This is a genomic window from Nitritalea sp., assembly GCF_054166705.1.
Window position 1 is genome coordinate 139,262 of sequence record NZ_JBSZCV010000012.1, and the last position, 26,070, is coordinate 165,331.

22 protein-coding genes are annotated in these 26,070 nt (G+C 46.3%); all 22 read left to right on the top strand.

The annotated features are described in order from the left end of the window. Positions 1-35 precede the first annotated feature (35 nt). A complete protein-coding gene (locus tag ACXIT9_RS09660; protein ID WP_458056019.1) occupies positions 36-3,110 on the top strand; it encodes a TAT-variant-translocated molybdopterin oxidoreductase in 3,075 nt (1,024 codons plus the stop codon). Between the two features lie 15 nt (positions 3,111-3,125). Next, entirely contained in the window at positions 3,126-4,490 is a 1,365-nt protein-coding gene (gene nrfD / locus ACXIT9_RS09665; RefSeq protein ID WP_458056020.1) for an NrfD/PsrC family molybdoenzyme membrane anchor subunit, read from the top strand. A 1-nt stretch (position 4,491) separates the two neighbouring features. Continuing rightward, on the top strand, positions 4,492-5,022 hold the full coding sequence (locus ACXIT9_RS09670) for a DUF3341 domain-containing protein (RefSeq protein ID WP_458056021.1): 531 nt from the start codon (positions 4,492-4,494) through the stop codon (positions 5,020-5,022). Between the two features lie 9 nt (positions 5,023-5,031). Beyond that, a complete protein-coding gene (locus tag ACXIT9_RS09675; RefSeq protein ID WP_458056022.1) occupies positions 5,032-5,658 on the top strand; it encodes a c-type cytochrome in 627 nt (208 codons plus the stop codon). A 2-nt stretch (positions 5,659-5,660) separates the two neighbouring features. Continuing rightward, positions 5,661-6,956: a quinol:cytochrome C oxidoreductase gene (locus ACXIT9_RS09680; protein WP_458056023.1), complete on the top strand. Its 1,296-nt coding sequence runs from the start codon at positions 5,661-5,663 to the stop codon at positions 6,954-6,956. Between the two features lie 23 nt (positions 6,957-6,979). Continuing rightward, entirely contained in the window at positions 6,980-8,014 is a 1,035-nt protein-coding gene (locus ACXIT9_RS09685; RefSeq protein WP_458056024.1) for a cytochrome c oxidase subunit II, read from the top strand. A 12-nt stretch (positions 8,015-8,026) separates the two neighbouring features. Then, complete coding sequence (locus ACXIT9_RS09690) at positions 8,027-9,913, top strand: cytochrome c oxidase subunit I (protein WP_458056025.1); 1,887 nt, start codon at positions 8,027-8,029, stop codon at positions 9,911-9,913. After that, complete coding sequence (locus ACXIT9_RS09695) at positions 9,897-10,973, top strand: COX15/CtaA family protein (protein WP_458056026.1); 1,077 nt, start codon at positions 9,897-9,899, stop codon at positions 10,971-10,973. Before ACXIT9_RS09690 ends, ACXIT9_RS09695 begins: the two co-directional genes overlap by 17 nt. Then, a complete protein-coding gene (cyoE, locus tag ACXIT9_RS09700; RefSeq protein ID WP_458056027.1) occupies positions 10,970-11,872 on the top strand; it encodes a heme o synthase in 903 nt (300 codons plus the stop codon). The genes ACXIT9_RS09695 and cyoE overlap by 4 nt, the downstream gene beginning before the upstream one ends. Before the next feature lies 1 nt (position 11,873). Beyond that, a complete protein-coding gene (locus ACXIT9_RS09705; protein ID WP_458056028.1) occupies positions 11,874-12,455 on the top strand; it encodes a cytochrome c oxidase subunit 3 in 582 nt (193 codons plus the stop codon). A 14-nt stretch (positions 12,456-12,469) separates the two neighbouring features. Then, on the top strand, positions 12,470-13,249 hold the full coding sequence (locus ACXIT9_RS09710; RefSeq protein ID WP_458056029.1) for a cytochrome c oxidase subunit 3: 780 nt from the start codon (positions 12,470-12,472) through the stop codon (positions 13,247-13,249). Positions 13,250-13,263: 14 nt separating this feature from the next. Continuing rightward, on the top strand, positions 13,264-13,587 hold the full coding sequence (locus ACXIT9_RS09715) for a cytochrome C oxidase subunit IV family protein (protein ID WP_458056030.1): 324 nt from the start codon (positions 13,264-13,266) through the stop codon (positions 13,585-13,587). Between the two features lie 73 nt (positions 13,588-13,660). Then, positions 13,661-14,326, top strand: a complete 666-nt coding sequence (locus ACXIT9_RS09720) for an SCO family protein (RefSeq protein ID WP_458056031.1) — start codon at positions 13,661-13,663, stop codon at positions 14,324-14,326. Further along, the gene (locus ACXIT9_RS09725) at positions 14,313-14,867 is read left to right on the top strand and encodes a DUF420 domain-containing protein (protein ID WP_458056032.1); all 555 of its coding nucleotides are present in this window, start codon (positions 14,313-14,315) and stop codon (positions 14,865-14,867) included. The genes ACXIT9_RS09720 and ACXIT9_RS09725 overlap by 14 nt, the downstream gene beginning before the upstream one ends. Positions 14,868-14,902: 35 nt before the next feature. Beyond that, entirely contained in the window at positions 14,903-15,166 is a 264-nt protein-coding gene (locus ACXIT9_RS09730) for a hypothetical protein (protein WP_458056033.1), read from the top strand. 270 nt (positions 15,167-15,436) lie between these two features. Then, on the top strand, positions 15,437-19,150 hold the full coding sequence (locus ACXIT9_RS09735; protein ID WP_458056034.1) for an ATP-binding protein: 3,714 nt from the start codon (positions 15,437-15,439) through the stop codon (positions 19,148-19,150). A 198-nt stretch (positions 19,151-19,348) separates the two neighbouring features. Next, positions 19,349-19,984: a hypothetical protein gene (locus ACXIT9_RS09740; RefSeq protein WP_458056035.1), complete on the top strand. Its 636-nt coding sequence runs from the start codon at positions 19,349-19,351 to the stop codon at positions 19,982-19,984. Positions 19,985-20,048: 64 nt separating this feature from the next. Then, positions 20,049-22,520, top strand: coding sequence for a heavy metal translocating P-type ATPase (locus ACXIT9_RS09745; RefSeq protein ID WP_458056036.1), 2,472 nt, complete (start codon positions 20,049-20,051; stop codon positions 22,518-22,520). Further along, positions 22,511-22,735, top strand: a complete 225-nt coding sequence (gene ccoS / locus ACXIT9_RS09750) for a cbb3-type cytochrome oxidase assembly protein CcoS (RefSeq protein ID WP_458056037.1) — start codon at positions 22,511-22,513, stop codon at positions 22,733-22,735. Before ACXIT9_RS09745 ends, ccoS begins: the two co-directional genes overlap by 10 nt. Positions 22,736-22,738: 3 nt before the next feature. Continuing rightward, positions 22,739-24,877, top strand: a complete 2,139-nt coding sequence (gene ccoN / locus ACXIT9_RS09755; RefSeq protein WP_458056038.1) for a cytochrome-c oxidase, cbb3-type subunit I — start codon at positions 22,739-22,741, stop codon at positions 24,875-24,877. Between the two features lie 10 nt (positions 24,878-24,887). Continuing rightward, positions 24,888-25,085: a cbb3-type cytochrome c oxidase subunit 3 gene (locus ACXIT9_RS09760; RefSeq protein ID WP_458056039.1), complete on the top strand. Its 198-nt coding sequence runs from the start codon at positions 24,888-24,890 to the stop codon at positions 25,083-25,085. Beyond that, on the top strand, positions 25,069-26,040 hold the full coding sequence (locus ACXIT9_RS09765) for a cbb3-type cytochrome c oxidase N-terminal domain-containing protein (protein ID WP_458056040.1): 972 nt from the start codon (positions 25,069-25,071) through the stop codon (positions 26,038-26,040). Before ACXIT9_RS09760 ends, ACXIT9_RS09765 begins: the two co-directional genes overlap by 17 nt. The last annotated feature ends 30 nt before the right edge of the window (positions 26,041-26,070 follow it).

Genomic DNA, 26,070 nt, shown 5'->3' on the forward strand with positions numbered 1-26,070 from the left:
TCAAATAAGAATCTTCTTTTCTGGATATATATAAGATGAAAGAAATTAAAAAGACATATTGGAAAGGCGTCGAGGAGCTTACAAATGACCCTGCGTTTATTAAAAATGCAGATCGTGAGTTTCCTGAATTACCTACGCAAGAAGAGAATACTCCTTCAAGAAGAGATTTCTTGAAGTTAATGGGTTTTAGTTTGGCGGCAGCTTCTTTAGCTGCTTGCGAAGCTCCTGTTCGTAAGGCTATCCCTTATGTGAATAAGCCTGTGGATATCGATCCATCTATTCCGAACTACTACGCCTCTACGTATAACATCGGTGGCGATTATGCTTCCATCGTGGTTAAGACGAGAGAAGGTAGACCGATTAAAATCGATGGTAATGGTATATCACCTACCACTCAGGGAGGTACTTCAGCGCAAGTAGAAGCGTCAGTACTTTCTTTATATGATAAGCAAAGACTTTCAGGGCCTATGGCCAATGGCGAAAGTAAGGATTGGGATGCATTTGATAAGGAATTAACGGGCAAATTTGCTTCCGCTTCTTCTATTACAATTGTTACCAATACGATTCTGTCTCCAAGCACGGAGAAGGCCGTTGCCAAATTTGCAGATAAGTATGCGAATGTGAACGTCGTAACATATGATCCTTCTTCAAACTACGGTGTGTTAAAAGCTGCCGATGTAAGTTATGGAGTAAAAGGTATTCCGACTTATCACTTTGATAAAGCAAAAACGATTGTCAGCTTCGGAGCCGATTTTTTAGGTACTTGGATTTCTCCCATCGAGTTTAGCAAAGACTACGCGCAGACGAGAAAGATTTCTAAGGAGAAGCCGGAGATGTCGCGTCACTACCAGTTTGAGTCGAACCTTTCGTTAACTGGCGCTAATGCTGATTACCGAACACCTTTAAAGGCTTCTCAGTCTGGCTTGGCTGTATTAGCGCTTTACAATGCACTGGCTAAAAAGGCTGGAGCTCCTACAACTAACGCTCCAGCGGTAGAGGTGGAGCACTTGAATAAGGCTGCGAATGAGTTGTGGACGAATCGAGGTGCTTCTTTAGTGGTTTCTGGATCGAATGATCCGAACGTTCAGGTGGTGATCAATGCCATCAATGATCTACTGGGTAATAATGGAAAAACGGTAGATTTTTCTCGTCCTTCTTATTTCAGAAAAGGGGATGATGCCGCGATGAATAAGTTTGTGGCAGATCTAAAAGCGGGAAGAATCGATGCGGTTATTTTCCACGAATGTAATCCTGCGTATGACTTTGCCAAAGGCGAAGAAATTGCGGATAACATTTCCAAAGCTAAGTTAAGTGTTTCCACAAACGATACATTAAACGAGACAGCATCTCTTGTTCAATATGTAGCTCCCACGCATCACTTCCTAGAGTCTTGGAATGATTACAGTCCACGTTTAGGTGAGTATAGCTTAGCCCAGCCTACTATCTCTCCTTTATTTAATACGCGTCAAGCTCCTGAGTCATTCTTAGTATGGGCTGGTGATTCTATGACCTATTACGAGCTTTTACAAGAAGAGTGGAAGGCGCATTTCGCTAAGCAGGATGTGATCGCTGACTTCCAAACTTTCTGGGATTCTAGCTTGCATAATGGTGTAGTGGAGGAAGCATTTACTCCAGTATCCTTAACTGAATTTAACGGTTTTGCGCAGGCAGCTTCTGCCGTAGCGAAGGCATACAAAGCAGATAATTCAGGTACTGAGCTTATCGTTTACAAGAAGATCGGTGTAGGTACAGGTGTTATGGCGAACAACCCTTGGTTGCAAGAGATGTCAGATCCGATTTCAAAAGCTACTTGGGATAACTACCTAACGGTATCTCAGAAGTGGGCGAACGAAAACGGTCTACGTATGGTAGAAGGTGCTACGCGTAAGGCGAAGTTAACTGTTGGTGATAAGTCGTTAACTGTGCCTGTGCTCGTTCAACCGGGACAAGCTGAAGGCACGGTAGGTTTGGCGATCGGTTACGGCAGAACGAAGGCGGGTCGCGTTGCGAATGGTGTAGGGGTAAATGCTTATGCCTTATTGATGTCGAATGGCGACTACGTGAATTTTGATATCACAGAAGGTGTAACGGTAGAGTTAACGACTGACACGTACAGTATCGCTCAGACGCAGACGCACCAAACGTATATGGGTCGCGAATTTGTGGTACAGGAGTCTACGTTAGGAGCTTATAAAGAGGATCCTTTTGCAGGCCGTTATCGACCTGAAATTTATAAAGATGGTAAATTTGTTAAGCCATCAAAAGTTAGTTTGTGGAAGGGGCACAAGTACAGCCAGCATCACTGGGGACTTGCCATTGACATGAACTCATGTGTAGGCTGTGGTGCATGTACCATCGCTTGCCAGGTAGAAAATAACGTGGCCGTGGTAGGTAAGCAGGAGGTTCTTAACCGTCGTGAGATGGCCTGGATTCGTGTGGACCGTTACTACAGCTCTGATGCAGACGTGAAGGACTTAAAAGGTCTCGAGGTCGCTTCTGAAAATCCTGAGGTTACATTCCAGCCGATGATGTGTCAGCACTGTAACAACGCTCCTTGCGAGACAGTATGTCCAGTAGCTGCTACTACGCACTCATCGGAAGGCTTAAACCAAATGACGTACAACAGATGTATCGGTACGCGTTACTGTGCGAACAACTGTCCGTATAAAGTGCGTCGCTTCAACTGGTTTAAGTATCATGACAACAAGGACTTCTCTGTTGTGAACGTAGCACAGAATGATGACATGGGTAAGATGGTGCTTAACCCGGATGTTACAGTGCGTGCGCGTGGCGTGATCGAGAAATGTTCGATGTGTGTGCAGCGTATTCAGGCGGGTAAGTTAACTGCTAAGCGTGAAGGTCGTCCAGTACGTGATGGCGAGATCAACGTAGCATGCGCGGTAGCTTGTCCGACAGATGCTCTTGTATTCGGAGATATGAATGATTCCGAAAGCCGTGTTTCTAAATTGCTTAAAGTTCAGGAGAATGAGCTGGAGGCGATCAAGGAAGTGGGCGAGGAGCGTGCGTACCACGTATTAGAAGAGATTAATGTTAGCCCGAATGTTTGGTACTTTACCAAAATCAGAAATAAGGATAAATCAGAAGCGTAATAAATTTAGAAAGATATGCAGGTTACATCATCGCTAAGAGCACCTCTGATAACAGGAGGGAAAACCTTAAAAGACGTTACCCATGACGTATCAAGACATGTGGAGGGTAAGCCTACCCTCTCATGGATCTTGGCTTTACTGACTTCCGTTGGAGTTTTAGGGGTAGGTGCTATAGCACTTGCTGCTACCCTTTGGGAGGGGATCGGTATGTGGGGATTAAATAAGACCATCGGTTGGGCTTGGGATATCACCAACTTCGTATGGTGGGTAGGTATCGGTCACGCGGGTACTTTGATTTCCGCTGTTCTCCTTTTATTCAGACAAAAATGGAGAATGGCCATTAATAGAGCGGCAGAGGCGATGACCATTTTCGCGGTTATTTGTGCGGCGCTTTTTCCAGTTATTCACATGGGGAGACCTTGGGTGGGTGCTTATTGGGCACTTCCATTGCCAAATACGTTTGGATCTTTGTGGGTAAACTTTAATTCCCCACTGTTATGGGACGTTTTTGCGATTTCTACTTATTTCTCCGTATCCCTGGTATTCTGGTACATCGGATTGATTCCAGATTTTGCTACCATTCGTGATCGTGCTACAGGCTTGAGGAAGACCATTTACGGGGCACTTTCTTTCGGCTGGGATGGTGCTGCTAAAACGTGGTTCCGTTATGAGGCTGTTGCGTTAATTCTTGCGGGTCTAGCGACTCCTCTGGTACTATCGGTACACACGATCGTATCCTTTGACTTTGCAACCTCTGTAATTCCAGGTTGGCATACCACGATTTTCCCTCCATACTTCGTAGCGGGAGCGATTTTCTCCGGCTTCGCTATGGTATTAACGCTGATGATCATAACGCGTAAGGTGTTTAAACTTGAGGACTACATCACGATCGGTCATATCGAGCTGATGAACATCGTAATTATCATTACGGGTTCTATCGTAGGTATAGCTTACATCACAGAGTTCTTTATCGCTTGGTATTCAGGTGTAGCCGCCGAGCAGTATGCGTTTATTAACAGAGCCTTCGGCCCTTACTGGTGGGCTTACTGGGCGATGATGACATGTAATGTTATTTCTCCTCAGCTTTTCTGGTTTAAGAAGATTCGTACCTCCATCGTTCTTACCTTCATTCTATCTATTGTAGTAAACATCGGTATGTGGTTTGAGCGATTTGTAATTATTGTCACCTCTTTACATAGAGACTTCTTACCTTCTTCTTGGGCGATGTTTTCTCCTACGTGGGCGGATATGGGTGTGTATCTCTTTACATTCGGATTGTTCTTTACCTTATTCTTGTTGTTTGCCAAGTTCTTCCCTGTGATTAACATGGCAGAGGTGAAATCTATTGTTAAATCTTCTGGTGAAAAAGTGAAAAAATAATATGGAAAGAGATAAGCATTTCGTATTAGGTGTTTATGAGGACGAAGATGTTCTTTTAGATGCCGTGGCCCAAGTTAGAAATAGTGGCGTGAAGATTCACGAGGTATACTCGCCTTTCCCTGTTCACGGTTTGGATGAGGCCCTTGGTTATAAACGTTCTAGACTTCCTATAGCTGCTTTCCTTTTTGGGATGTTAGGGACTACTCTTGCACTCACCATGCAGTTTTATATGATGAAGTTCGACTGGCCTATGATTATTGGAGGTAAGGATTTCGCAGGGTTTCCGAACTTTGTGCCGGTGACGTTTGAATTAACGGTTCTATTAGCAGCATTCGGTATGTGTGGCGTTTTCTTCGTAAGTAGCAATTTAAAACCATGGGGTCAGCCTAGGATTTTTGACATTCGCATTACGGATGATAAGCATGTGATGGCCATTGATTTAGCCGCAAATGCTAAATTAGATGAGCAGCAGATCGGTGAAGTATTAAAAGCTACTGGTGCTTCTGAGGTGAATAAAAAGAACTTTGACTAAGTAGATAAGATGAATACAAAAACTTTCCTATATACAGCGTGTGTAGCAGGGCTTACATGGGGATTATCCTCATGTAGTGCCTCTGGTGATCACCCAGGTTATGAATATGCTCCTCAGATGTATAATTCTGTAGCATACGAGCCACTTAGCCAAATTAGAGATGAGTCGCAAGGGAGCTGGTTATCTTCACGTGAAGATGGAAAGGGTGAGTTTTTTAACTCTAACCCGAATAATCCTCATGGTATGAATATGCGTGAGCCCGTACAAGGTACCGTTCCACGCAACCATCAGGGCTATCTTCCTTATCGTCTTGGAGTAAATGAGCTTGAAAAGGCTGCAGAAATCGATAATCCAGTAGAGCTTACGGATCAGGTTCTGGCAGAAGGTAAAGTGCTTTACACGCAGTTCTGTGCGACTTGCCACGGCCCTAATGGTGAAGGTGATGGAAAAGCGGGTGAGGTGTTAGGTGGTGTAGCTAACCTGAAAGGTGGTGCTTATATCAACTTGCCAGAAGGTCACATTTTCCATGTTATCACACATGGAAAGGGCAGAATGCTTGCGCATGGTTCGCAAATGTCTCAAGAAAAGAGATGGAAAATCACACACTATGTTAAACAAGAAATTCAGAAGCAATAGTCATGGGTAAGCAAGTAATCGATATAAACTGGGATCAGAAATTTGATTTTGCTGGGACCTTTAAAAAGCCGATAATGAAAATTATGGTACTCGGTGCCATAATTCTTGTCGCAGGGATTGTGATTGAGATCATGAGTGCCGGTGGGCACGAAGAAGTGGCAGAGGCCGGGGATCATGCGTATCACTGGTACCATCGACTATTCGCTGCTGTGTGGGTGAACAATATTTATTTTGCAGGTATTGCAGTTATTGGTGTGTTTTTCTTTGCTCTTCAGTATGCGGCGCAAGCAGGATGGTCTGCTCCTATTCTAAGAATTCCTTTGTCTTTTGGTAATTGGTTGCCTTATGCGGCCGTTATTACTATTGGTAGCTATTTTATTGTAGGTCATGATATCTTTCACTGGACACATAGTTACTTGTATGATGTGAACGATCCTCAATACGATCGTATTATTGATGGAAAAGGGGGCTTTTTCTTTTGGCCAATGGCGAAAGGATCCTTCCCTATATTCTTCATCGTACGAATGGTCGTTTTCTTTGCAGCTTGGGCTCTTTTCTTCAATAAATTAAAGCAGCTCTCGTACGCAGAAGATTTAGAAAAGTCTGATAGTTACTGGAGAAAAACGAGGACAATGTCGGCCATCTTTCTTGTTTTCTTTGCGGTTTCTTCTTCTATTGCTGCTTGGGATTGGATTATGTCCATCGATACGCACTGGTTCTCCACCATGTTTGGCTGGTACATGTTCGCTTCCTGGTTTGTTGCGGGTCTGTCAGCGGTGACTCTTATCACATTGTTTTTGAAAGATAAGGGCTATCTTGAAATGGTTAACTCAAATCATATTCATGACCTCGGAAAATTCATGTTTGCGTTCTCCATATTCTGGACGTATATCTGGTTTTCGCAGTTCCTTTTGATCTATTATGCGAACATTCCTGAAGAGTCTGTTTATTTTGTAGAGAGACTACAGAGTGAGTTATATGGGCCGTTGGTTTTTGTAAATCTAGGACTAAACTTTATTTTACCGTTCCTTGTTCTTATGACAAGAGACGCGAAAAGACATGGTGTATTCTTGAAAGTTATTTCTTCGCTTATCATTATTGGTCATTATATTGATTACACGTTGATGGTACAGCCGGGAACGCTTAGAGAACATGGTGGTTTAGGCTTGATTGAAATCGGTCTTTTCTTAGCGTATGGTTCCATCGTTGCGATAGTTGTTTTAACAGGCTTATCGAAAGGCAACTTGGTTCCTAAAAATCATCCGATGTTAGAAGAAAGTCTTCAGCATCATATTTAATCTAGTCCGAAAAATTATTTATTATGTACGGATTTCTTATTGCTGTAGGTGTTGTGTTGTTACTGTCCTTGATTTGGATGGTATACCGCATTCAGACACTAGTTTCTGTGGTGAAGGGTTCTGATAAGAAGATTGCAAGTAGCAGTAATAGTGTCAACGCCTTTCTATTCATTGTGTTTCTCGTACTATTCGGGGGACTTATGGTATGGTATTCTGTTAAGGAATTTGATAATTATACGCTTCCAGTAGCTTCTGAGCATGGTATTGAAACAGATAAACTGTTTTGGATTACAATGGCAGTTACTGGCTTTATATTTATCGTAACGCATATTTTGTTATTTGTTTTCCCTTACAAGTATCGTTATGATGAGAAGCGTACTGCTTCTTTTTATCCGGATAATAACAAGCTTGAGGTGATCTGGACAGTGGTACCTGCCATTGTGCTTACCATCCTTGTGATTGGTGGTTATCAAACCTGGTCTGACATCACAGCACCAGCGCCTGAAAAGTCTCATCAAGTAGAACTTATGGGCTATCAGTTCGGTTGGGAGGTGCGTTATCCAGGTATGGATGGTGTCTTAGGTTCTCATGATTATCGTTTGACTTCAGGTACAAACGCCTCTGGGATTGATTTCACAGATAAAAATGCACTAGATGACTTTACTTCGCCTGTAGTTGTTATACCAAAAGGTGAACCTGTTGAATTCAAAATAAGATCTAGAGATGTTTTACACTCTGTTTTCGCGCCTCACATGCGTTTGAAAATGGATGCGGTACCTGGTATGCCAACGCGGTTTTGGTTTGTCCCTACGAAAACGACAGCCGAAATGCGACAGGAGCTTGGGAATGATGAATTCGTATATGAAATTGCCTGTACTGAAATTTGCGGTAGAGGGCACAATGCAATGAGAAGAGTGATTGAGGTTGTTGAGCCAGCTGAATATAGAAAGTGGATGGCAGAGCAGAAGCCCTATATTGTTAACAATCCCTCACTTGTTGAAAATTTAACTCCTGACTTAAAAGAGTTAGCGGAAATCACAATTTCAGAACACAAGTAAACTAAATATCACATGGCAACATTAGCGCAATCTACTGCTTCCCATGATGCTCACGATCACGATCATGAGCATCACGAGGAGGGTTTTATCTCCAAATATATCTTTAGTTATGATCATAAGATGATTGGGAAGCAATTCCTTATAACAGGTATATTTTGGGCTATCATCGGGGGATTACTTTCTGTAATCTTTCGTTTACAACTTGGTTTTCCTGATCTGGAGCTTCACTTCTTGAAACCACTTCTTGGAGGTTGGATCGATGAGGCGGGTAAGCTTGACCCTGAGTTTTATCTGGCTTTAGTAACCATGCACGGGACGATTATGGTGTTCTTTGTATTAACTGCAGGTTTATCGGGTACTTTCTCAAACTTTCTTATTCCGCTGCAGATTGGTGCAAGGGATATGGCCTCTGGTTTCATGAATATGCTTTCCTATTGGTTATTCTTCGTGGCCGGTGTAATCATGTTCATCTCCCTATTCATTGAAACAGGCCCGGCTGCAGGTGGATGGGTAGTTTATCCTCCTTTATCTGCGCTTGAGCAAGCGATTCCGGGTTCCGGTTTGGGTATGACCTTATGGTTAATTTCGATGACCTTCTTCATCGCCTCCTCCCTTCTTGGAGGTATTAACTACATCTCTACAGTTATCAATTTGAGAACGAAAGGGATGTCATTTAGCAGACTGCCTTTAACCATTTGGGCTTTCTTCTTGACAGCTATCATTGGTTTATTGTCATTCCCTGTGTTATTCGCTGCTGCACTTTTACTTGTGTTTGATCGTAGCTTTGGGACTTCGTTCTATCTTTCAGATATTTATATTGCAGGGGAAGCATTACCTAATACCGGTGGTAGCCCTGTACTATACCAGCATTTATTCTGGTTTTTGGGACACCCTGAGGTATATATCGTGTTGTTGCCTGCTTTAGGTATAACATCTGAAATTATAGCGACTAATTCACGTAAGCCTATTTTCGGATATAAGGCGATGATCATTTCCATGTTAGGGATCACCATTCTTTCCTTCGTGGTATGGGCACACCATATGTTTGTTTCAGGATTAAATCCATTCTTGGGTAGTATTTTCATGTTCTTAACACTTATTATTGCGATTCCTTCAGCTGTAAAAGTGTTTAACTACTTGACTACACTGTGGAGAGGTAATCTCATCTTTACACCTGGAATGTTATTCTCTATTGGTCTAGTATCCTTCTTTATCTCTGGTGGTTTAACGGGTATTTTCCTTGGTAACTCTGCTATTGATATTCAGTTGCATGATACTTACTTCGTAGTAGCACACTTTCACCTTGTGATGGGTTCTGCATCTTTCTTTGGACTTGTTGCGGGTGTTTATCACTGGTTCCCTAAAATGTTTGGTCGTATGATGGATAATCGCTTAGGTTATATCCATTTCTGGTTGACATTTGTAGGTGTATATCTGGTATTCTTCCCGATGCACTACATTGGTATCGCAGGTTTTCCTAGAAGATATTATAGCTGGACTGGTTTTGAATTCTCTAATATGTATGAGGATCTGAATATGTTTGTTTCTGCTGCAGCTGTTATCACTTTTGCGGCGCAGTTTATCTTCTTGTTCAATTTCTTCTACAGCATGTATAGAGGTAGAAAAGCGAATCAAAACCCTTGGAGATCAACCACCCTTGAGTGGACTACTCCTGTAGTTCCTGGGCATGGTAACTGGCCTGGTGAAATTCCTACTGTATATAGATGGCCTTACGATTATTCTAAGCCAGGTGCTAAGGAGGATTTCATCATGCAGACTGTACCTTTATCTGCTACACCTGAATCAAACTTACCACATGAGCAAGAGCTTGTTAAGTTAGAGAAGGAAATTATGGCAGAGGAACAAGAAGTATTGGTCGCTAATGAAGCAAAATCTTAAATCTTTAAACAGCTTTCGCCGGTTAGCCATGATAACCGCGTTAGCTGTTTATTTCCTCATTTTGGTTGGGGGCATCGTTAGAAGTACTGGTTCTGGTATGGGATGTCCGGATTGGCCTAAGTGTTTTGGGAGCTGGGTTCCGCCTACAAGCGTGAATCAGCTCCCATCTAATTATCAGGAGATATATCTCGAAAAGCGAATCAACAAGAATGATCGATTTGTTGCCTCTCTTGAGCGCTTAGGTTTTTCAAATAAAGCCGAGGAAATAAGAAATGATAAGAGTATCTTAATAGAAGAAGAGTTCAATGCTACCAAAACTTGGATTGAGTATGTGAACAGGCTTATCGGTGCGATTATCGGCTTATTGATTTTAGCTGTATTCATTCGTTCTATAGCGCTTTACGGTGTAGATAAGTGGATCACTATTCTGTCCTTTATTAATTTAGTCCTTCTTCTTTTTCAGGCTTGGATAGGTTCCATAGTAGTATCAACGAATCTACTTCCATGGATGATTACGGTACACATGGTACTTGCTTTGCTTATCGTTTGCCTTTTATTGTACGTGTTTTACCGTGCGCTTAAGGTTAATTATGTTCCAAAGTATACCATGAAAAATGCGAGTAAGGTTTATTCGCTCTTACTGGTTGGATTTATTCTTATGATTCCTCAAATCGTTTTAGGTACGCAAGTTCGCGAGGCTATAGATCATGTTGCCTTTGAATTTGGGAACCTTTTTAGGGGTCAATGGATTAATAATTTAGGAATTGAGTTTCTTATACATCGTTCTTATTCGCTTGCCTTACTATTGATTCATGCTGTTTTACTTTATTGGATCTACAAGTACACGGTACGGGGGAGTAAGATTTATTGGCTTACTAAATTGTTGTTTGGTGTCATTGTATTAGAAATTCTTTCCGGTGTTGGTATGGCTTATTTTGCTATACCAGCCTTTCTTCAGCCGATTCATTTACTGTTCGGCGCGCTAATAATTGGGGTTCAGTTTTTACTGCTCCTTTTTATTGGGAATCAAAAAGTTAAAAGTGATAGTATTCCTTCATGAGAACCGTTCATTTCATTCTTGACTACTGGACCCAATTTGTGTCTTCTCGCCTTAAAGCGTATGCTGAGCTATTAAAGCTTAGGTTGTCCCTGTTGGTTACCTTTTCTGCCGTTTTTGGATATATCCTTGGAGATTCTGGGGCAGTATTTTCTTGGCCCACTTTTGTAGGCTTGATGTTAGGTGGCTTTCTTATAAGTGGAGCCTCTGGTGCTGCGAATGAAATCTGGGAGCGTGATTATGATAAGCTCATGAAACGGACTCAAAACCGTCCACTACCCACGGACGCAATTGGATTAAACGAGGCCATCTTGTTTACCTTTTTCTCTGGGTTTACGGGTATTTACTTGCTATGGATCTTCACAAATCCATTAACCATGTGGTTAGGCATACTAAGTATGGTACTGTATGTGTTTGCTTATACTCCGCTAAAACGTGTGGGGCCTATTGCTGTGTTCGTCGGGGCTATTCCTGGTGCAATGCCTCCATTATTAGGTTGGACTGCTGCTACGGGAGTTATCGGTCATGAGGCTCTTATCCTGTTTGGTATTCAATTTATTTGGCAGTTTCCTCATTTTTGGGCTATTGCTTGGGTTAGTGATGAGGATTATAAACGCGCAGGTTTTAAACTGTTGCCGTCAGGTGGTAAGAAAGACTTAAATACAGCGATTCAAATTATGATTTACACTTTATTCTTGTTGCCTTTGGGCTTATTGCCAACTTATTTCGGCTTGACAGGGATAAATTCAGGGATTGTGGCAACAGTTTGTGGTGTTTTATTTCTAGCCCAAACGTTTTCACTTATGCGCGATTGTTCGCGGAAATCTGCCTTGCGTATCATGTTTGGATCATTTCTGTATTTGCCTATCGTTCAAATCGCGTATCTATTAGATAAAGTTTAATATGGAAGAAAAATTCGCTTATGCGGAAGGTGTAGAGCAGCCCATCGCCATGCATCCTAAAAAGTTTGCTTTGTGGCTTTTTATGGTGACAGTGGTGATGATCTTTGCTGCGCTAACTAGTGCTTATATCGTACGTCAATCTGAGGGTAACTGGCTAGAGTTTGAATTGCCAACGTTGTTTTGGTATTCTACAGGCATCATCGTTATTAGTTCTTTGGCTTTACACTGGGCCTATACAGCTGCCAAACGAGATAATCTGTTGCAACTAAAACTAGGGATGACCGTAACTGTTTTAGCTGCGGTTGCTTTTTTGGTGGCGCAGTGGTACGGTTGGGTAGCATTGGTTGATCGTGATGTCTTCTTCGTAGGTAATCCCTCTGGCTCCTTCCTATACGTTTTTACCGGATTGCACGGAATACATTTGATAAGTGGTGTGATATTTATCATTTTTGTATTAATTTCGTCATTCCGATATAAAGTGCATTCGCAGGAAATGACTGTCATGGAAATGTGTGTGACTTACTGGCATTTTCTTGGAGGTCTTTGGCTTTATCTCTTTATGTTCCTTCTACTGAATCATTAAAATTATTAACGAATATGGCTACTGTTTCGACATCAGTCCCAGGTGTGAGCTCTAAAAGAGGCGTCTGGGGTGGCGGTAATGAACCGCTCAAGGCGAGTTATGGAAAACTCATGATGTGGTTTTTCCTACTATCCGATATCTTTACTTTTGCTGCATTTCTTGTAGCCTATGTGGCTATACGCGTCAGCTTTCCTGCTTACGCTGGGCCAGATGATGTATTTGTGGGATCAAACGAATACTGGCCCGTACCGGAAATGGTTTTTGATGCCTTTCCTTTCTTTCATGGTATGCATTTGCCACTCGTTTTCGTGGGTCTTATGACCTTTATTTTGATTGCGAGTTCCGTAACTATGGTACTAGCAGTGGAAGCTGGACATCGTAACGATAGAGAGGATGTTGTAAAGTGGATGTTGTGGACGCTTCTAGGAGGTCTTACTTTCTTAGGATGCCAGGCTTGGGAATGGTCCCACTTTATTCACGGTTCCGACGGCGGTAGTACCATTACCTATGTAAATAATATGGGTAAAGTCGTTACGGATACGATCTTTGGCGCTAACCTAGTCGTTAATGAATACGGTCCCGCAGCCTTTGCTCAGCTCTTCTTCTTTATTACTGGATTTCACGGTTTTCACGTGACTATCGGTGTGGTGCTTCTATTCTTAGCATTCTATCAGGCTGCTGTGGGTGTTTATGAAAGAAGAGGTCATTATGAAATGGTAGAGAAAATCGGCCTTTACTGGCACTTTGTAGATTTAGTTTGGGTATTTGTATTTACCTTCTTCTATCTCATCTAATTAATAAATAGACTATGGCGACAGAAAATAAACCACTTAACGTCATCCCTAGAGATGAGGCTAAGATTGTAAAAATTTGGAAAACTGCGGGTATTCTTCTTGCTCTTACACTCGTAGAGTTCGTATTTGCTTTCAACATGGAGCGTGGGATCCTACTTTATTTAATCTTTATCGGACTCACTATCTGGAAGGCAAAATACATTATGATGGATTTCATGCACCTAGGAGAAGAAGCCAAGCCGCTTTTCTACTCTATAGTAGTGCCTTTAATCTTTCTGGTATGGTTGGCGATCGCATTGGTTAAGGAGGGGTCCGAGATCTTCCTCATGCGCTGGTAATCGCTATTCTATTGTTCAAAAAAAAGCAGGTAGGAATAGACATTTCTGCCTGCTTTTTTGTTATCTCTGTACTATGAAAGGATTACGTATGCTGCAGGGCCTGGTATTGGTCTGCATATTATTAGTACCCATTTTGATCTTTCTCTTTCTAAAAGCATTCGGAGAAAATCAGTATGATATTCCGCTTCTATTCGAAGATGGTGTGGAGAACGTGTACCATGACTGTGTTTATGATGAGGGAGTACAACATACCATTCCCTATTTTGAGCTCACGAGTCACCGAGAGGACGCCCTCGGCAGAGAAGAGATGACAGGTAAGGTGACCATCGTGGACTTCTTCTTTACCTCTTGTCCAAGTATCTGCCCCGTCATGTCTACTGAAATGGAGCGCGTGGACGATGCTTTCCGTGGTGATGATCGTGTTCAAATATTCTCTATCAGCATCGATCCCGAATACGATACGCCAGAAGTTCTTCGTGAGTATGCCGATTTCCATCGGGCCTCCGATAAATGGCATTTTCTCACCGGAGATAAAGATGCTATTTATGAGCTTGCTCGCTGTGGTTTTATCCTCCCCACCATCGATGGTGGCGATGATCCGGAGGAATTTGTCCACTCCGATAAGTTTGTTCTTATAGATGACCAAGGGCGTATCCGTGGTTATTATAGCGGCACCAATCGTAAAGATGTAGATCTCTTAATTCTTGAAACAAAGGTTCTTTTACATGGAAAAAAGTAATGTCATGCGTACCGGTAATGAAAGCACTATTCGGCTTTGGATTACCATCATCTCGATAGCAGTACCTGTCGTGGTAGCGATTCTCCTTTTTATGCCTACGAAATTAGACGTGGCTTCGGATTGGGTTTATTTCCTGCCCCATCTAAATGCAGTTATTAATTCGGCCGCTACCGTGGCACTTATCGCTGGCTTGGTATTTATCAAGCAAAATAACATTTCCATGCATCGGACAGCTATGAGTACCGCCTTTGGTCTAGGTGCCATCTTTTTGGTTTCCTATGTCATTTATCATGCTTCAGCTGAAAGTACTTCTTTCGGTGGTGAGGGAACCATCCGGACGATCTACTTCTTCATTCTGATTTCGCATATTATCTTAGCTGCAGTCGCCCTTTTCCCGATCCTATTTGCTTATTACTATGGTTATACGGATCAAAGAGCCAAGCACAAAAAAGTAGTGCGCTTCGCCTATCCGATTTGGTTGTATGTGACGGTAAGTGGCGTAGTTGTTTATCTGATGATCAGTCCTTACTACATGCATTAAGGGAACTTACGCACGTAAAAAAAACTTATTTAGGTATGAAAAAGATTATTGCCCTCAGCTTTTCCCTATTTCTTACATTTCTTCTCCACACGCAGAGCATGGCGCAGTGTGCCATGTGTCGTGCTACAGTGGAAAATAATGTGTCGAATGGGGATACATCGGTAGGTGCTGGTCTTAATGCCGGAATTCTCTACCTTTTCACAATGCCCTACTTAATCGCAGCAGTACTAGGCTATCTCTGGTATCGCAATGCTAAAAATAGAAAGAAGAAATTCGTTTTCTTCGGCGAAAAATTATAAAAACAAGGTTTGCTGCGGCTTCTATTGCGCAAATCCGCGTGCACCCCTAGCATCTAAAGACGTCTTCATGGCGTCTTTTTTTGTTTCTTCTGCATGATTTTTGCGCCTTGCGCAAAGGAAACATAGGAGCTGTCCTAAATCTCTTCTTTTCCTATAGCTGTACCCATCGCGCTGTGCTGTGGAGAATTAGCGGAAAAAAGCACACATTTTACTGTCTTCTTTTCGTATTTTACAACGTTTTCCTGCTTGTAGGAACTCTTTTCTGGTAGTATGTTAAAACAAAAACGCCTTCTTCTATTTCTTCTCCTCGGTTCCATGGGCTTCCTCCTCCTGGTTGGAAGCTTCTACCTCACCGTCAGAGATGATGAACAAGCTTATTTTGAGCAATTGAATGCGCAATTTCAGGCAATCGATGCCCAGTTCGATCAGGATTTTGTCAACCTGCTGCTTGGAAGTAAGCCGGATGAAAGTCTTCGGTTTTCCCAACTTAATTTTGATACCGCCTATCCCTTTTTGGTCTACTCTGAGGAAGGAAAGCTGGCCTTTTGGTCTGATTTCACGTTGGTGCTCGACTTTAATCTAGTTAGCGTCCAAAGTAAATACCAGCTGGTGGAAGATAACTTTGGACGTTATTTTACTAAGCTCCGTCGTTTTTCGCGCGGAGGGCAAAATTATTGGCTCTTGCAGGCCGTTCCGATTTTCTATAAGCGGACGATCGAAAATCAATATCTGTTTACGGGTCCTGATAGCCGCTTATTTGGGGGGCAGCCCATCGTGATTGCCGCCTCCTCGCGGACCGGATTCCAAGATCTGCGCGCTGCGAATGGGGATTATTTTTTTTCTGTTGGTTTCCAAGACAATGCCTCCTTCCTGTACCTGAACGAAGGAAATATCACCTTGCTAATCTTTTTCTTTTCTCTTATTTTTTTGCTGTTACTTATTGGTTACGACTTTATCCGCATGCTGTGGTCGAGAGGAAAGGGATTACTCGCAATTTTTTACACGGCCACTTTACTCTTTAGTGTGCGTGCGCTGATGTTATTTTTTCACTTTCCTCAGGATTACTTCGAGCTGGACTTCTTCAGTGCGAAATTTTACGCATCCTCCTTTTTTAACCCAAGCTTAGGGGACCTTTTTTTAAATGTGGTTTTCTCCATCGTCGTATTATTGATGATTATCGGTTTTATTACGCGTAAAAAATTCACCTATAAAATCCGTCGCTTCCTCCTCCCGAAACCCGCTTGGACCTACACCCTTGCGGCTTATCTGTTCTCCTGTGTGCTGCTACTGCTGTTCTATTTCCTTTACTTGAATATATTTCAGAATGCACAGTGGCAGCTTAATATCCTGGCGATCCCGTCTTTCGACGCTTTTAAGCTCACCAGTCTGGTCATCATTTTCATCGCAGGAGCCGGCTATCTGCTCTTTTCTATCCTTGTCATGAACCTTATCATGACGCATATGGGCATAGGCAGGCGCTTTGCACTGCAAGTGCTGCTATTCTTTAGCATACCCACCATCGGCATCCTGCTTTACCTGAACTGGATGCTGGTTTTGGTTTTTAGTGCCCACCTCATCTTAGTTGTCTCCATCATAACCTTTCGTCTGTATGAAAATGTTTTTACCCTTGGGCTGAACACCTTTTTGACCTTTTTCTTCGGCTGCCTAATCGGTGCCGTCATCACCGGCGTGGCCACTTATGAGGTACAGCTAGCGAGTGATAAGCAGACGAAAGTGAGTTTCGGGCAGCAGCAACTTGTAGAAAATGATATTCTCGCCGAGTACCTGCTGGCTGACGTGAAAGAACGCGTAGCAGGAGACCTCTTTATTAAAACCGTTCTGCCTGATCCCTTGCAGTCAAATGAGGCCATCGTAAGAAAAATTAAAAAAATCCATATCGGTGGGTATTTTGATCAGTACGAGGTGACGATTCGGCTCTTTAATGTGGCAGGGGATGACCTCTTGGATGCCGATAGTCCCCTCCGTCTGCTCGACTATAAAAAGGAGTATGTAAACAGTGATTACGCCACCTCTATTCGGGACCTTTATTTTATTAAAAACCCTGAGGAGGATTTTGGCAACACTTATGTGGCTTTTATTCCCATTATACGGGATAACCAATTACTCGGAACTGTGCTGCTCTATCTGAAACAGATGAAAGTGCTGCCGGGAGCCGTTTTCCCCCGGCTTCTGCTTGATGATAAATATAGCGCAGGCCTAAATAGCCGTAATTTCGACTACGCAGTCTACAGCGACGAAGAGCTGCTGTATAGTGTAGGCGTGTTTAATTATCGCGCTGAAGACGTCCTCCAGCTTCCAAGTATGCGCGGGCTGGACAGCGAAGGAGTGAATCTAAAAGGCTACCACCATGTCGGGGTAGGGGAAAGCGGCCGCTTTGTAGTCGTCAGCTCCCCGCTGTATCCGATCTACTATATTTTAGCCGATATCTCCTTTTACTTTATCGCCTATATCCTACTTACGCTCCTATCTATCCTGATTTATCTGACGATTCGGGGCATGCGGCGCGTGGATTTTAATTACTCTACGAAGTTACAGTTTTACTTGAATTTCGCCTTTTTCGTGCCCATGCTTGTTATATCGGTGATTATCATCGGCCTGCTGACGAATAGTTACAGAGAAGAACTGAATAGGCAGTATTTTCAGCGCGCGAATTTGATCGGCAACAACCTGTCCGCTATCCTAGAGCGAGAAATCGCGGGAGAGCTGGAGTCAGATGATTTTCCCGAGGCAGTAGGCGATCTCTCGCTGTTAACGAGTACAGAGATCAATATTTACGAGCCGAGTGGTAGCCTCCTAGCCACCTCACAGCCGAATATCTTTGACAAAGGCATCCTTCGACCATGGGTAAACCCGCGCGCCATCGCGCAAATCGTAGAAGGCCAAAATAACATTATCCTCCTCGATGAACAAGTGGGTGAGCTGCGCTACAAGGCTGTTTATGCCGCTATACGCTCCACAAACAATAAGGAAATTCGCGCTATCATGGCCATCCCCTTCTTCGAATCCGAAAATGAACTCGATGCCCTGATTGCAGATGTGTTTAGTAATATCCTGAACATCTTTGTACTGATTTTTATCGTTTTTCTGATCATCTCATATTTCGTGTCGAAAAATCTGACCTATCCCTTTAAAATGCTGACCAGCAAGCTCTCCGAAACTGACTTGGACACGAATGAGCCCATGCAGTGGCCCAGCAGGGACGAAATCGGGCTCTTAATCGATGAGTATAATAATATGCTTTTCAAGCTCGAAGGCTCGAAAAAGGCGCTGGCCAGCACAGAAAAAGAATCCGCCTGGAGAGAGATGGCCAAGCAGGTAGCTCATGAAATAAAGAACCCCCTTACCCCCATGAAGCTGACCCTCCAGCACCTGCTGCGCCTTCAGCAGATGGGCCATCTCGATGATCCGGAGAAGTTGAAAAAGCCCATCCAAACCCTTATTCATCAGGTCGATACGTTAAGTGATATCGCCACCTCCTTCAGCACTTTCGCTAAGATGCCCTTGCCGAAGAATGAGCAGATGGACTTCCGGCAAGTCGTAATAGAGGCCGTAGAACTCTTTAAGAATCGGGAGGACCTGCAGCTGCACTTCGATGACCAGCTGCCAGCCGAAGAAATTCTCATCCTAGGCGATGACCAGCTCTTCGGACGTGTGATCGGCAACCTAATCATCAATGGCATTCAGGCTGTACCTGAGGGTAGAAAGCCAGAGATCCAGCTGGTGCTCTTTGCCCGGGAGGGCCAGGTTTTACTCTCGATTCAGGATAACGGAAAGGGAATTCCTGAGGAGCTTGCTGAGAAGATTTTCGTCCCGAATTTCAGCACCAAGTCGGAGGGCTCCGGACTGGGGCTGGCCATCGCGAAAAGGGGTGTAGAGACCGCAGGTGGGCGCATTTGGTTCGAATCCCGTGTGGATGAGGGCAGTACCTTTTACCTCTCCTTCCCCCTGCAGCAGCCGGTTTAAGTCCATCTAGGCCAGTAAATGCCTGCTAGGAGGCGATGCTGCCCCCTTTCAACTAGACGCTGTTTGCGCTTCGGAAGGCGATAAAAACCTTTTGGGCTGCCGCCCAAAGCCTGATTTTTATCATGTTTCCTACTGGGAAAAGGTCAATGCCCCCTTGCTGGCGCTGCTGTAGCTTTGTACCCAATACAAGATACAGCCATGGAGGGAAACAGCACATTAATCGCCACATTCGAAATTCCGGAAAACCTGATCGCAGCGCATCACTGTCCGCAGCTACCGATCGGCTTTACACGGGGAGGAGTGCCCTATCCCGCCACCTGCACCGGCCCCACAGCAGCTCGCCCCACCCTATATACGGCGCAGCTCCCAGAGGTGCTGGATTGGCTGCACAGTCAGGAGCGCCCCAGTGCGCTGGAGTCCCAGCCTTGCGAAGTGCCCGTGCTGCTGTATGAAAAAGAACTTTCCTTTTCCCATATCTTATTCCACTACGATGGCACAAAGGCCTCGGCGCGCCTGATAGAAAATTTTTTACAGCTCTTCGGCCCACATCTTACTGAAAGTAAGGCCACCATTATCTCTCCGCGCTTCACGCCCAAGTCCAAGCAGCGCGAGGAGCAGCGCATCATCGAGCAAGTCGGCAAAATGACAGCAGAAACTTCCTTTATCAAGTTTAATTTTTCGCGCATCGGGGACTTCTGGTCCTATGCGGTGCAGCAGGACTGTACGCTGCTAGTGACGACTAAGGCCTACCAGACAGACCTCGCTAAAGTACTTTTTCACTTCTACAAAGGGAGTAAATGGAGCGATCGCCTCTCCTTTTACCTGGCGCTTTAAATCATTTAGAAAGCTGATTTTCATCATCTTTTTTCGTACTCAGCCCGCCTAACTTGCATGCATTATGAAACCAGAACTGCTCCCTACCGCCCGCGTCACTACGCCGCCTGCCTGCTACCACTGCGGGGAGAGCTGCCAAGAAGAACATCTGAGCTATGCAGAAAAGGACTTTTGCTGCACAGGCTGCCAGCTCGTCTATCAGGTGCTCAGCGAGGCCGATATGTGCAGCACCTACTATGCCCTAGAGTCCCAGCCGGGGAGCTCCCAGAAATCCCGCTCCGAGCGTGAGAATCGCTTCGACTACCTGCTCGACACCGAAGTGGAAGGGAAGCTTATCGACTTTAAAAATGAGCGCGAAACGCACATCACCTTCTCCATCCCGCTGATTCACTGCGCCTCCTGCATCTGGCTATTGGAGAACTTGGATCGCCTCCACAGGGGCGTCATCTCCGGACGTGTGGACTTCATGAAAAAACAGGTACAGATCAAGTTTTTGCACGAGGTGCTGAGCCTCCGTGACCTGGTCCGCCTGCTCAGTAGTATCGGCTATGAGCCGCGCATCCAGCTCGCGGATGTGGTCGAGCGCAAGGCGACTTCCGCCCTGGATAAAACCTTGATATTCAAGCTGGCCGTGGCGGGTTTCTGCTTCGGAAACATGATGTTTTTTAGCCTGCCGGAGTACTTTTCTGAGGCGGCTCTGCTGGGGGATAGTTTTAAGGGGCTGTTTAACTACCTGAATGTGCTGCTGGCCCTGCCCGTTTTCTTCTATGCCGCCACAGACTATTACCGCTCCGCCTGGCTCGCCCTAAAAAATCGCCAGGTGAATATGGACGTGCCGATCGCCATCGGCATCGTGACCCTTTTTAGTTATAGCCTGTACGAAATCTTCATGCTGGGGCAGGAAGGCTATATGGATACCCTCGGCGGGCTCTTGTTTTTCCTGCTTCTGGGCAAGCTGTATCAAGCCAAAACCTATGAGACGCTTTCTTTCGACCGCGACTACACGGCTTATTTTCCCGTAGCGGTCACGCGCCTCCAGCAAGGCCGCGAAGAGGTGGTGCCGCTAACCAAGCTCGAAGTGGGTGATGTACTGCTCATCCGCGACCAAGAGCTGATTCCTGCAGACAGTATTCTGCTGGAGGGCCAAGCCTTCATCGACTACAGCTTCGTGACGGGGGAGGAGGTGCCGGTGGCAAAGAAAAAGGGCGAGCTCCTGTATGCCGGCGGCCGCCAAAAAGGACAGGCCATCACGCTAGTTGTGCAGAAAAGCCCTTCGCAGGGTTACCTGACGGACCTGTGGAACCAGGAGGCTTTCGCCAAAAAGGAAAGCCCTGGCCTCGAGTCCTTGGCTACTAAAATTTCGGGAAAATTTACTGCAGTGGTGCTTTTAATTGCGCTGGGGAGCTTGGTTTTCTGGGCTTACCGCGGAGAGGGGGGGCTGGCCGTGCAGACCTTTACGGCTGTGCTGATCATCACCTGCCCCTGTGCGCTGGCCATGTCCACGCCTTTTACGCTGGGCAATACGCTGCGGATTTTCGGGAGAAAGAAACTGTATCTAAAAAATGGGTCCGTAATCGAGAAAATGGCCGCTATCGACACCCTGGTTTTCGATAAGACGGGCACACTGACGGATCCTGCGCACGCGACGATCACCTATGAGGGCTTTACCGGTGCCACGCTCAGTACTATCCAAAAAAGTATCGTTAAAGCCATGGTCGGACATTCTACGCATGCGCTTAGTAATCGGCTCCACCGCTACTTCCAAGATATTCAGGCTGTAAGCCTCGACTCCTGCGAGGAAGTGCAGGGCAAAGGCCTGTTGGCCACCCACATGGGCAGCATCTACCGTCTCGGTTCGGCTAGCTTTACAGGATTGCCACAGGCGCTTCATCAGAGCTTCTCTGGAAACCAAGTAGTCTTCGCGCAGGACGATCGGATCATCGGCTATTTTCTTCTTCACAGCGGGCTACGCGAAGGCATGGAAGAGATGATCGGCGATCTGTCAGCGGACTATCCTGTGCACCTACTTTCCGGAGACCAGGACCATGAGCGGGCCAGCATGGCAGAGCGCCTTGGTCAGGAGGTGCAGCTGAACTTCCGCCAAAGTCCGCAGGAAAAATTAGCCTACCTCGAAAAATTACGCTCCGAGGGGCGCCATGCGCTGATGCTAGGCGATGGCTTGAATGATGCGGGCGCATTAAAGGCGGCGCATGTCGGCATCGCGCTCACCGATCAGGCCAGCCACTTCTCGCCCGCCAGCGACGCCATCCTGGATGCCAGCATGCTTGCACAGCTGCCGCGTTTCCTACGCTTCAGTCGCCAAAGCCGAAATGTTATCAAGGCCAGCTTCGGACTGAGCTTCACCTATAATGCTTTTGGGGTGTATTTCGCCGTGCAGGGGCTCATCAGCCCGCTGTTCTGTGCCATCCTCATGCCCCTCAGTAGCCTGTCGGTGGTGCTTTTTACCACACTGGCAACAAACTACCTCGCTTATCGCCAGGGACTCCACCTTAAACCCACCGCCTCATGGAAGTGATCTTCGTGCTGATCGGCATCAGCCTACTCCTTGCCGCTGGATTTCTGTACATCTTCTTTCGCGCCCTGAAAAGTGGGCAGTTCGATGATGCACATACTCCCGCCATCCGCATCCTTTTCGATGGGAAAGGGCCACAGCGCAGCGCGGATCCGAAAGCGGCGCCTAAACTAGAAAAAACCAATTCGAATCGCATACCCTCAACTAAACTCAAGTAAATTATGTCAGGAGCCACGCTGGAAAAATTCAGTTACGACAATAAGATCGTAAAGTATTTCGGTGCCGCCACCATCATCTGGGGCCTCGCCGGCATGCTGATCGGGGTGATCGCTGCCACGCAGCTTTTCCTCCCCGAAGCTAACCTGGGCAATCCCTACACGACCTTCGGCCGAATCCGTCCACTGCACACGAATGCGGTGATCTTCGCCTTCGTCGGGAATGCCATCTTCGCAGGTATCTATTACTCGATGCCACGCCTGTTAAAAGCGCCCATGTGGAATAAAACCCTCAGCTGGTTTCATTTCTGGGGCTGGCAGCTGATCATCCTCTCTGCCGTCATTACCCTTCCCCTCGGTCTTACGACTTCTAAGGAGTATGCCGAGCTGGAGTGGCCGATCGACATCGCGATCGCGGTCGTGTGGGTCGCCTTCGGTGCGAACATGATCGGAACTCTCGTGAAACGTCGTGAGAAACACATGTACGTAGCCATCTGGTTCTACCTTGCCTCTTTCGTGACGGTGGCCGTGCTACACATCTTTAACTCACTGGCCCTGCCCGTGTCCTTCTTTAAAAGTTACTCTGCCTACGCAGGGGTGCAGGATGCGCTCGTGCAGTGGTGGTATGGGCATAATGCCGTGGCCTTCTTCTTGACGACTCCCTTCCTCGGGCTGATGTACTACTTCCTGCCGAAGGCAGCGAATCGCCCGGTGTACTCGTATAAGCTGTCCATCGTGCACTTCTGGTCCCTGATCTTCATTTACATTTGGGCAGGGCCCCACCACCTTCTTTATACCGCACTGCCAGAATGGGCACAGGTGCTGGGCGTAGCCTTCTCGGTGATGCTAATCGCTCCCTCTTGGGGTGGGATGGTAAATGGTCTGCTAACCCTTCGGGGTGCCTGGGATAAGGTCCGCGTAGACCCTGTATTGAAATTTATGGTGGTGGCCGTGACCGCCTACGGGATGGCAACCTTCGAAGGCCCGCTGCTTTCGCTTAAAAGTGTAAACGCCATCGCGCATTATACCGATTGGATCGTCGCACACGTGCACATCGGAGGGCTGGGCTGGAACGGCTTCTTGACCTTCTCCATGCTCTACTGGTTATGGCCGCGCATGTGGAAAACCAAGCTTTACTCAGTGAAGATGGCCAACACGCACTTCTGGTTGGGTACGCTGGGGATTTTATTCTATGCGCTACCCATGTATGTGGCGGCGCTGACGCAAAGCTTGATGTGGAAAGAATTTACAGAGGCGGGCAGACTGGCCTATCCGAACTTCTTGCAGACGGTGATCCAAATCGTGCCGATGTATGTGCTTCGCGCTATCGGAGGGGTCTTTTACCTCAGTGGTGCTGTGATTATGGTGGTGAATCTCGTGAAAACAGCCAAGCAGGGCGAGTTCCAAGCTGAGGAGGCAGATGCTGCTCCTGCCTTAGCACCGTACCAAGCGGAAAAAGGAGAGTTTTGGCACCGCGCCTGGGAGCGTAAGCCGGTTTTCTTTACCGTCATGGCGACAGTGGCGATCCTTATCGGTGGTGCGATCGAGATCGTTCCGACTATCCTCGTGAAGTCGAATGTGCCGACCATCGCAACAGTGGAGCCGTACACGCCACTCGAACTGCAGGGGCGTGACCTTTACATCTCCCATGGCTGCGTGGGCTGTCACTCGCAGATGATTCGCCCGTTCCGTTCCGAAACCGAGCGCTACGGAGAGTACTCGAAGGCTGGAGAATTTGTCTACGACCGTCCCTTCCTGTGGGGGTCTAAGCGCACGGGGCCAGACTTACACCGCGTCGGTGGCAAGTACCCGGACAGCTGGCACTACCACCACATGGTAGACCCTACCAGCATGTCACCGGGCTCCCTGATGCCGCCGTATCCTTGGATGGCCACGAATACGATGAAGCATGACGATGTTCCTGCGAAAATCCGTACCATGACCAAGCTGGGCGTTCCCTATCCCGCCGGCTATGACGAGCAGGCACTCACAGACCTTTGGGCGCAAGCCGAAAGCATCCAAGCAAACCTCGAAAACGCGGGGGTGGCTGTAAGTGCTGACAGCGAAATCGTGGCCCTGATCGCGTACCTGCAGCGCCTGGGAACGGATATCAAGAAAACGACTGCTACCACTGTTACCCCTTAACGCTACAGCTATGCATAAAGAACTCTTAAGATCCATCGAGAACATCGAAATCTACCCGATTATCTCGCTTCTAATCTTCGTGACCTTCTTTGCGGGGATGTTCTGGTGGGTGCTCCGCGTAGATAAAAGCTATGTGGACGAAATGAAAGCCATGCCTTTAGAAGACGAACCAGCGCTAAATCAAGAACGACATGAACCGAAATCCTAACATCATCGCCATCCTCCTGGTGGCTTTCTTAGGCGCCCCCGCCGGAGCGATGGCGCAGACTTCCTCCCTTCCCTGGGTGAATGAACTGCTAAGCTTAGACAGCTCTTCCCTCACGCTACTGGTCCTGCTGGGCGCTGTGCTGGGAGTCATCCTCTTGCTTCTCGTGCTCATGATCTACCTGATGAGCTTCCTGTCTACCGTGCTGAAGCGCGAAATGCTGGCTAGTGGTGCCCTCACCGCCGCAGTAGCCGGCCCGAGCTGGTGGGAGCAGTTTAAAGAGCGCTGGGTGACGGGCAAGCTGAAGCCCGTGGAGGAGGAACAAGACCTCATGCTGGACCACAGCTACGATGGCATCGTAGAGCTGGACAACTTTATGCCACCCTGGCTGAAATATGTCTTCTACGGCACGATCCTCTTCGCCGTGGCTTACTTCGTGAATTACTCGGTACTGGGCATCGGCAAAACCCAAATCGAGGAGTATGAGGAGGAGAAGCGCCTAGCAAGCATCCAAATCGAGGCTTATAAGGCGAACCTGCTCAGTAGCATCGACGAAAACACCGTGATCTATGACGATAGCCCACAAGCGCTTCAGGCCGGCAAGACGCTATTTATCGAAAACTGCGCCGCCTGCCATGCCGCCGATGGAGGGGGTACTGTGGGCCCGAACCTGACCGACGACTACTGGATCCACGGAAATAGCATCGAAGAGGTCTTTAAAGTGGTCAAATATGGTGTTCCCGCGAAAGGGATGATCCCCTGGGAAGATCAGTTGAGCCCGGAGCAGATGCAACAAGTGTCGAGCTATATTTTGACGCTACAGGGTACGACGCCGGCGAATCCGAAAGCGCCGGAAGGAGAGAAAATGGCGCCGACGAGCCCTTCCGATGCTGCAGATGCGGCTGAAGAGGGGGGAAGTGAGACGCCAGCAGTTTCCGAAGTAGCCGTCGCTGCCTAAAGCTACAGGCGGTATGACTGTCTTTTCGGT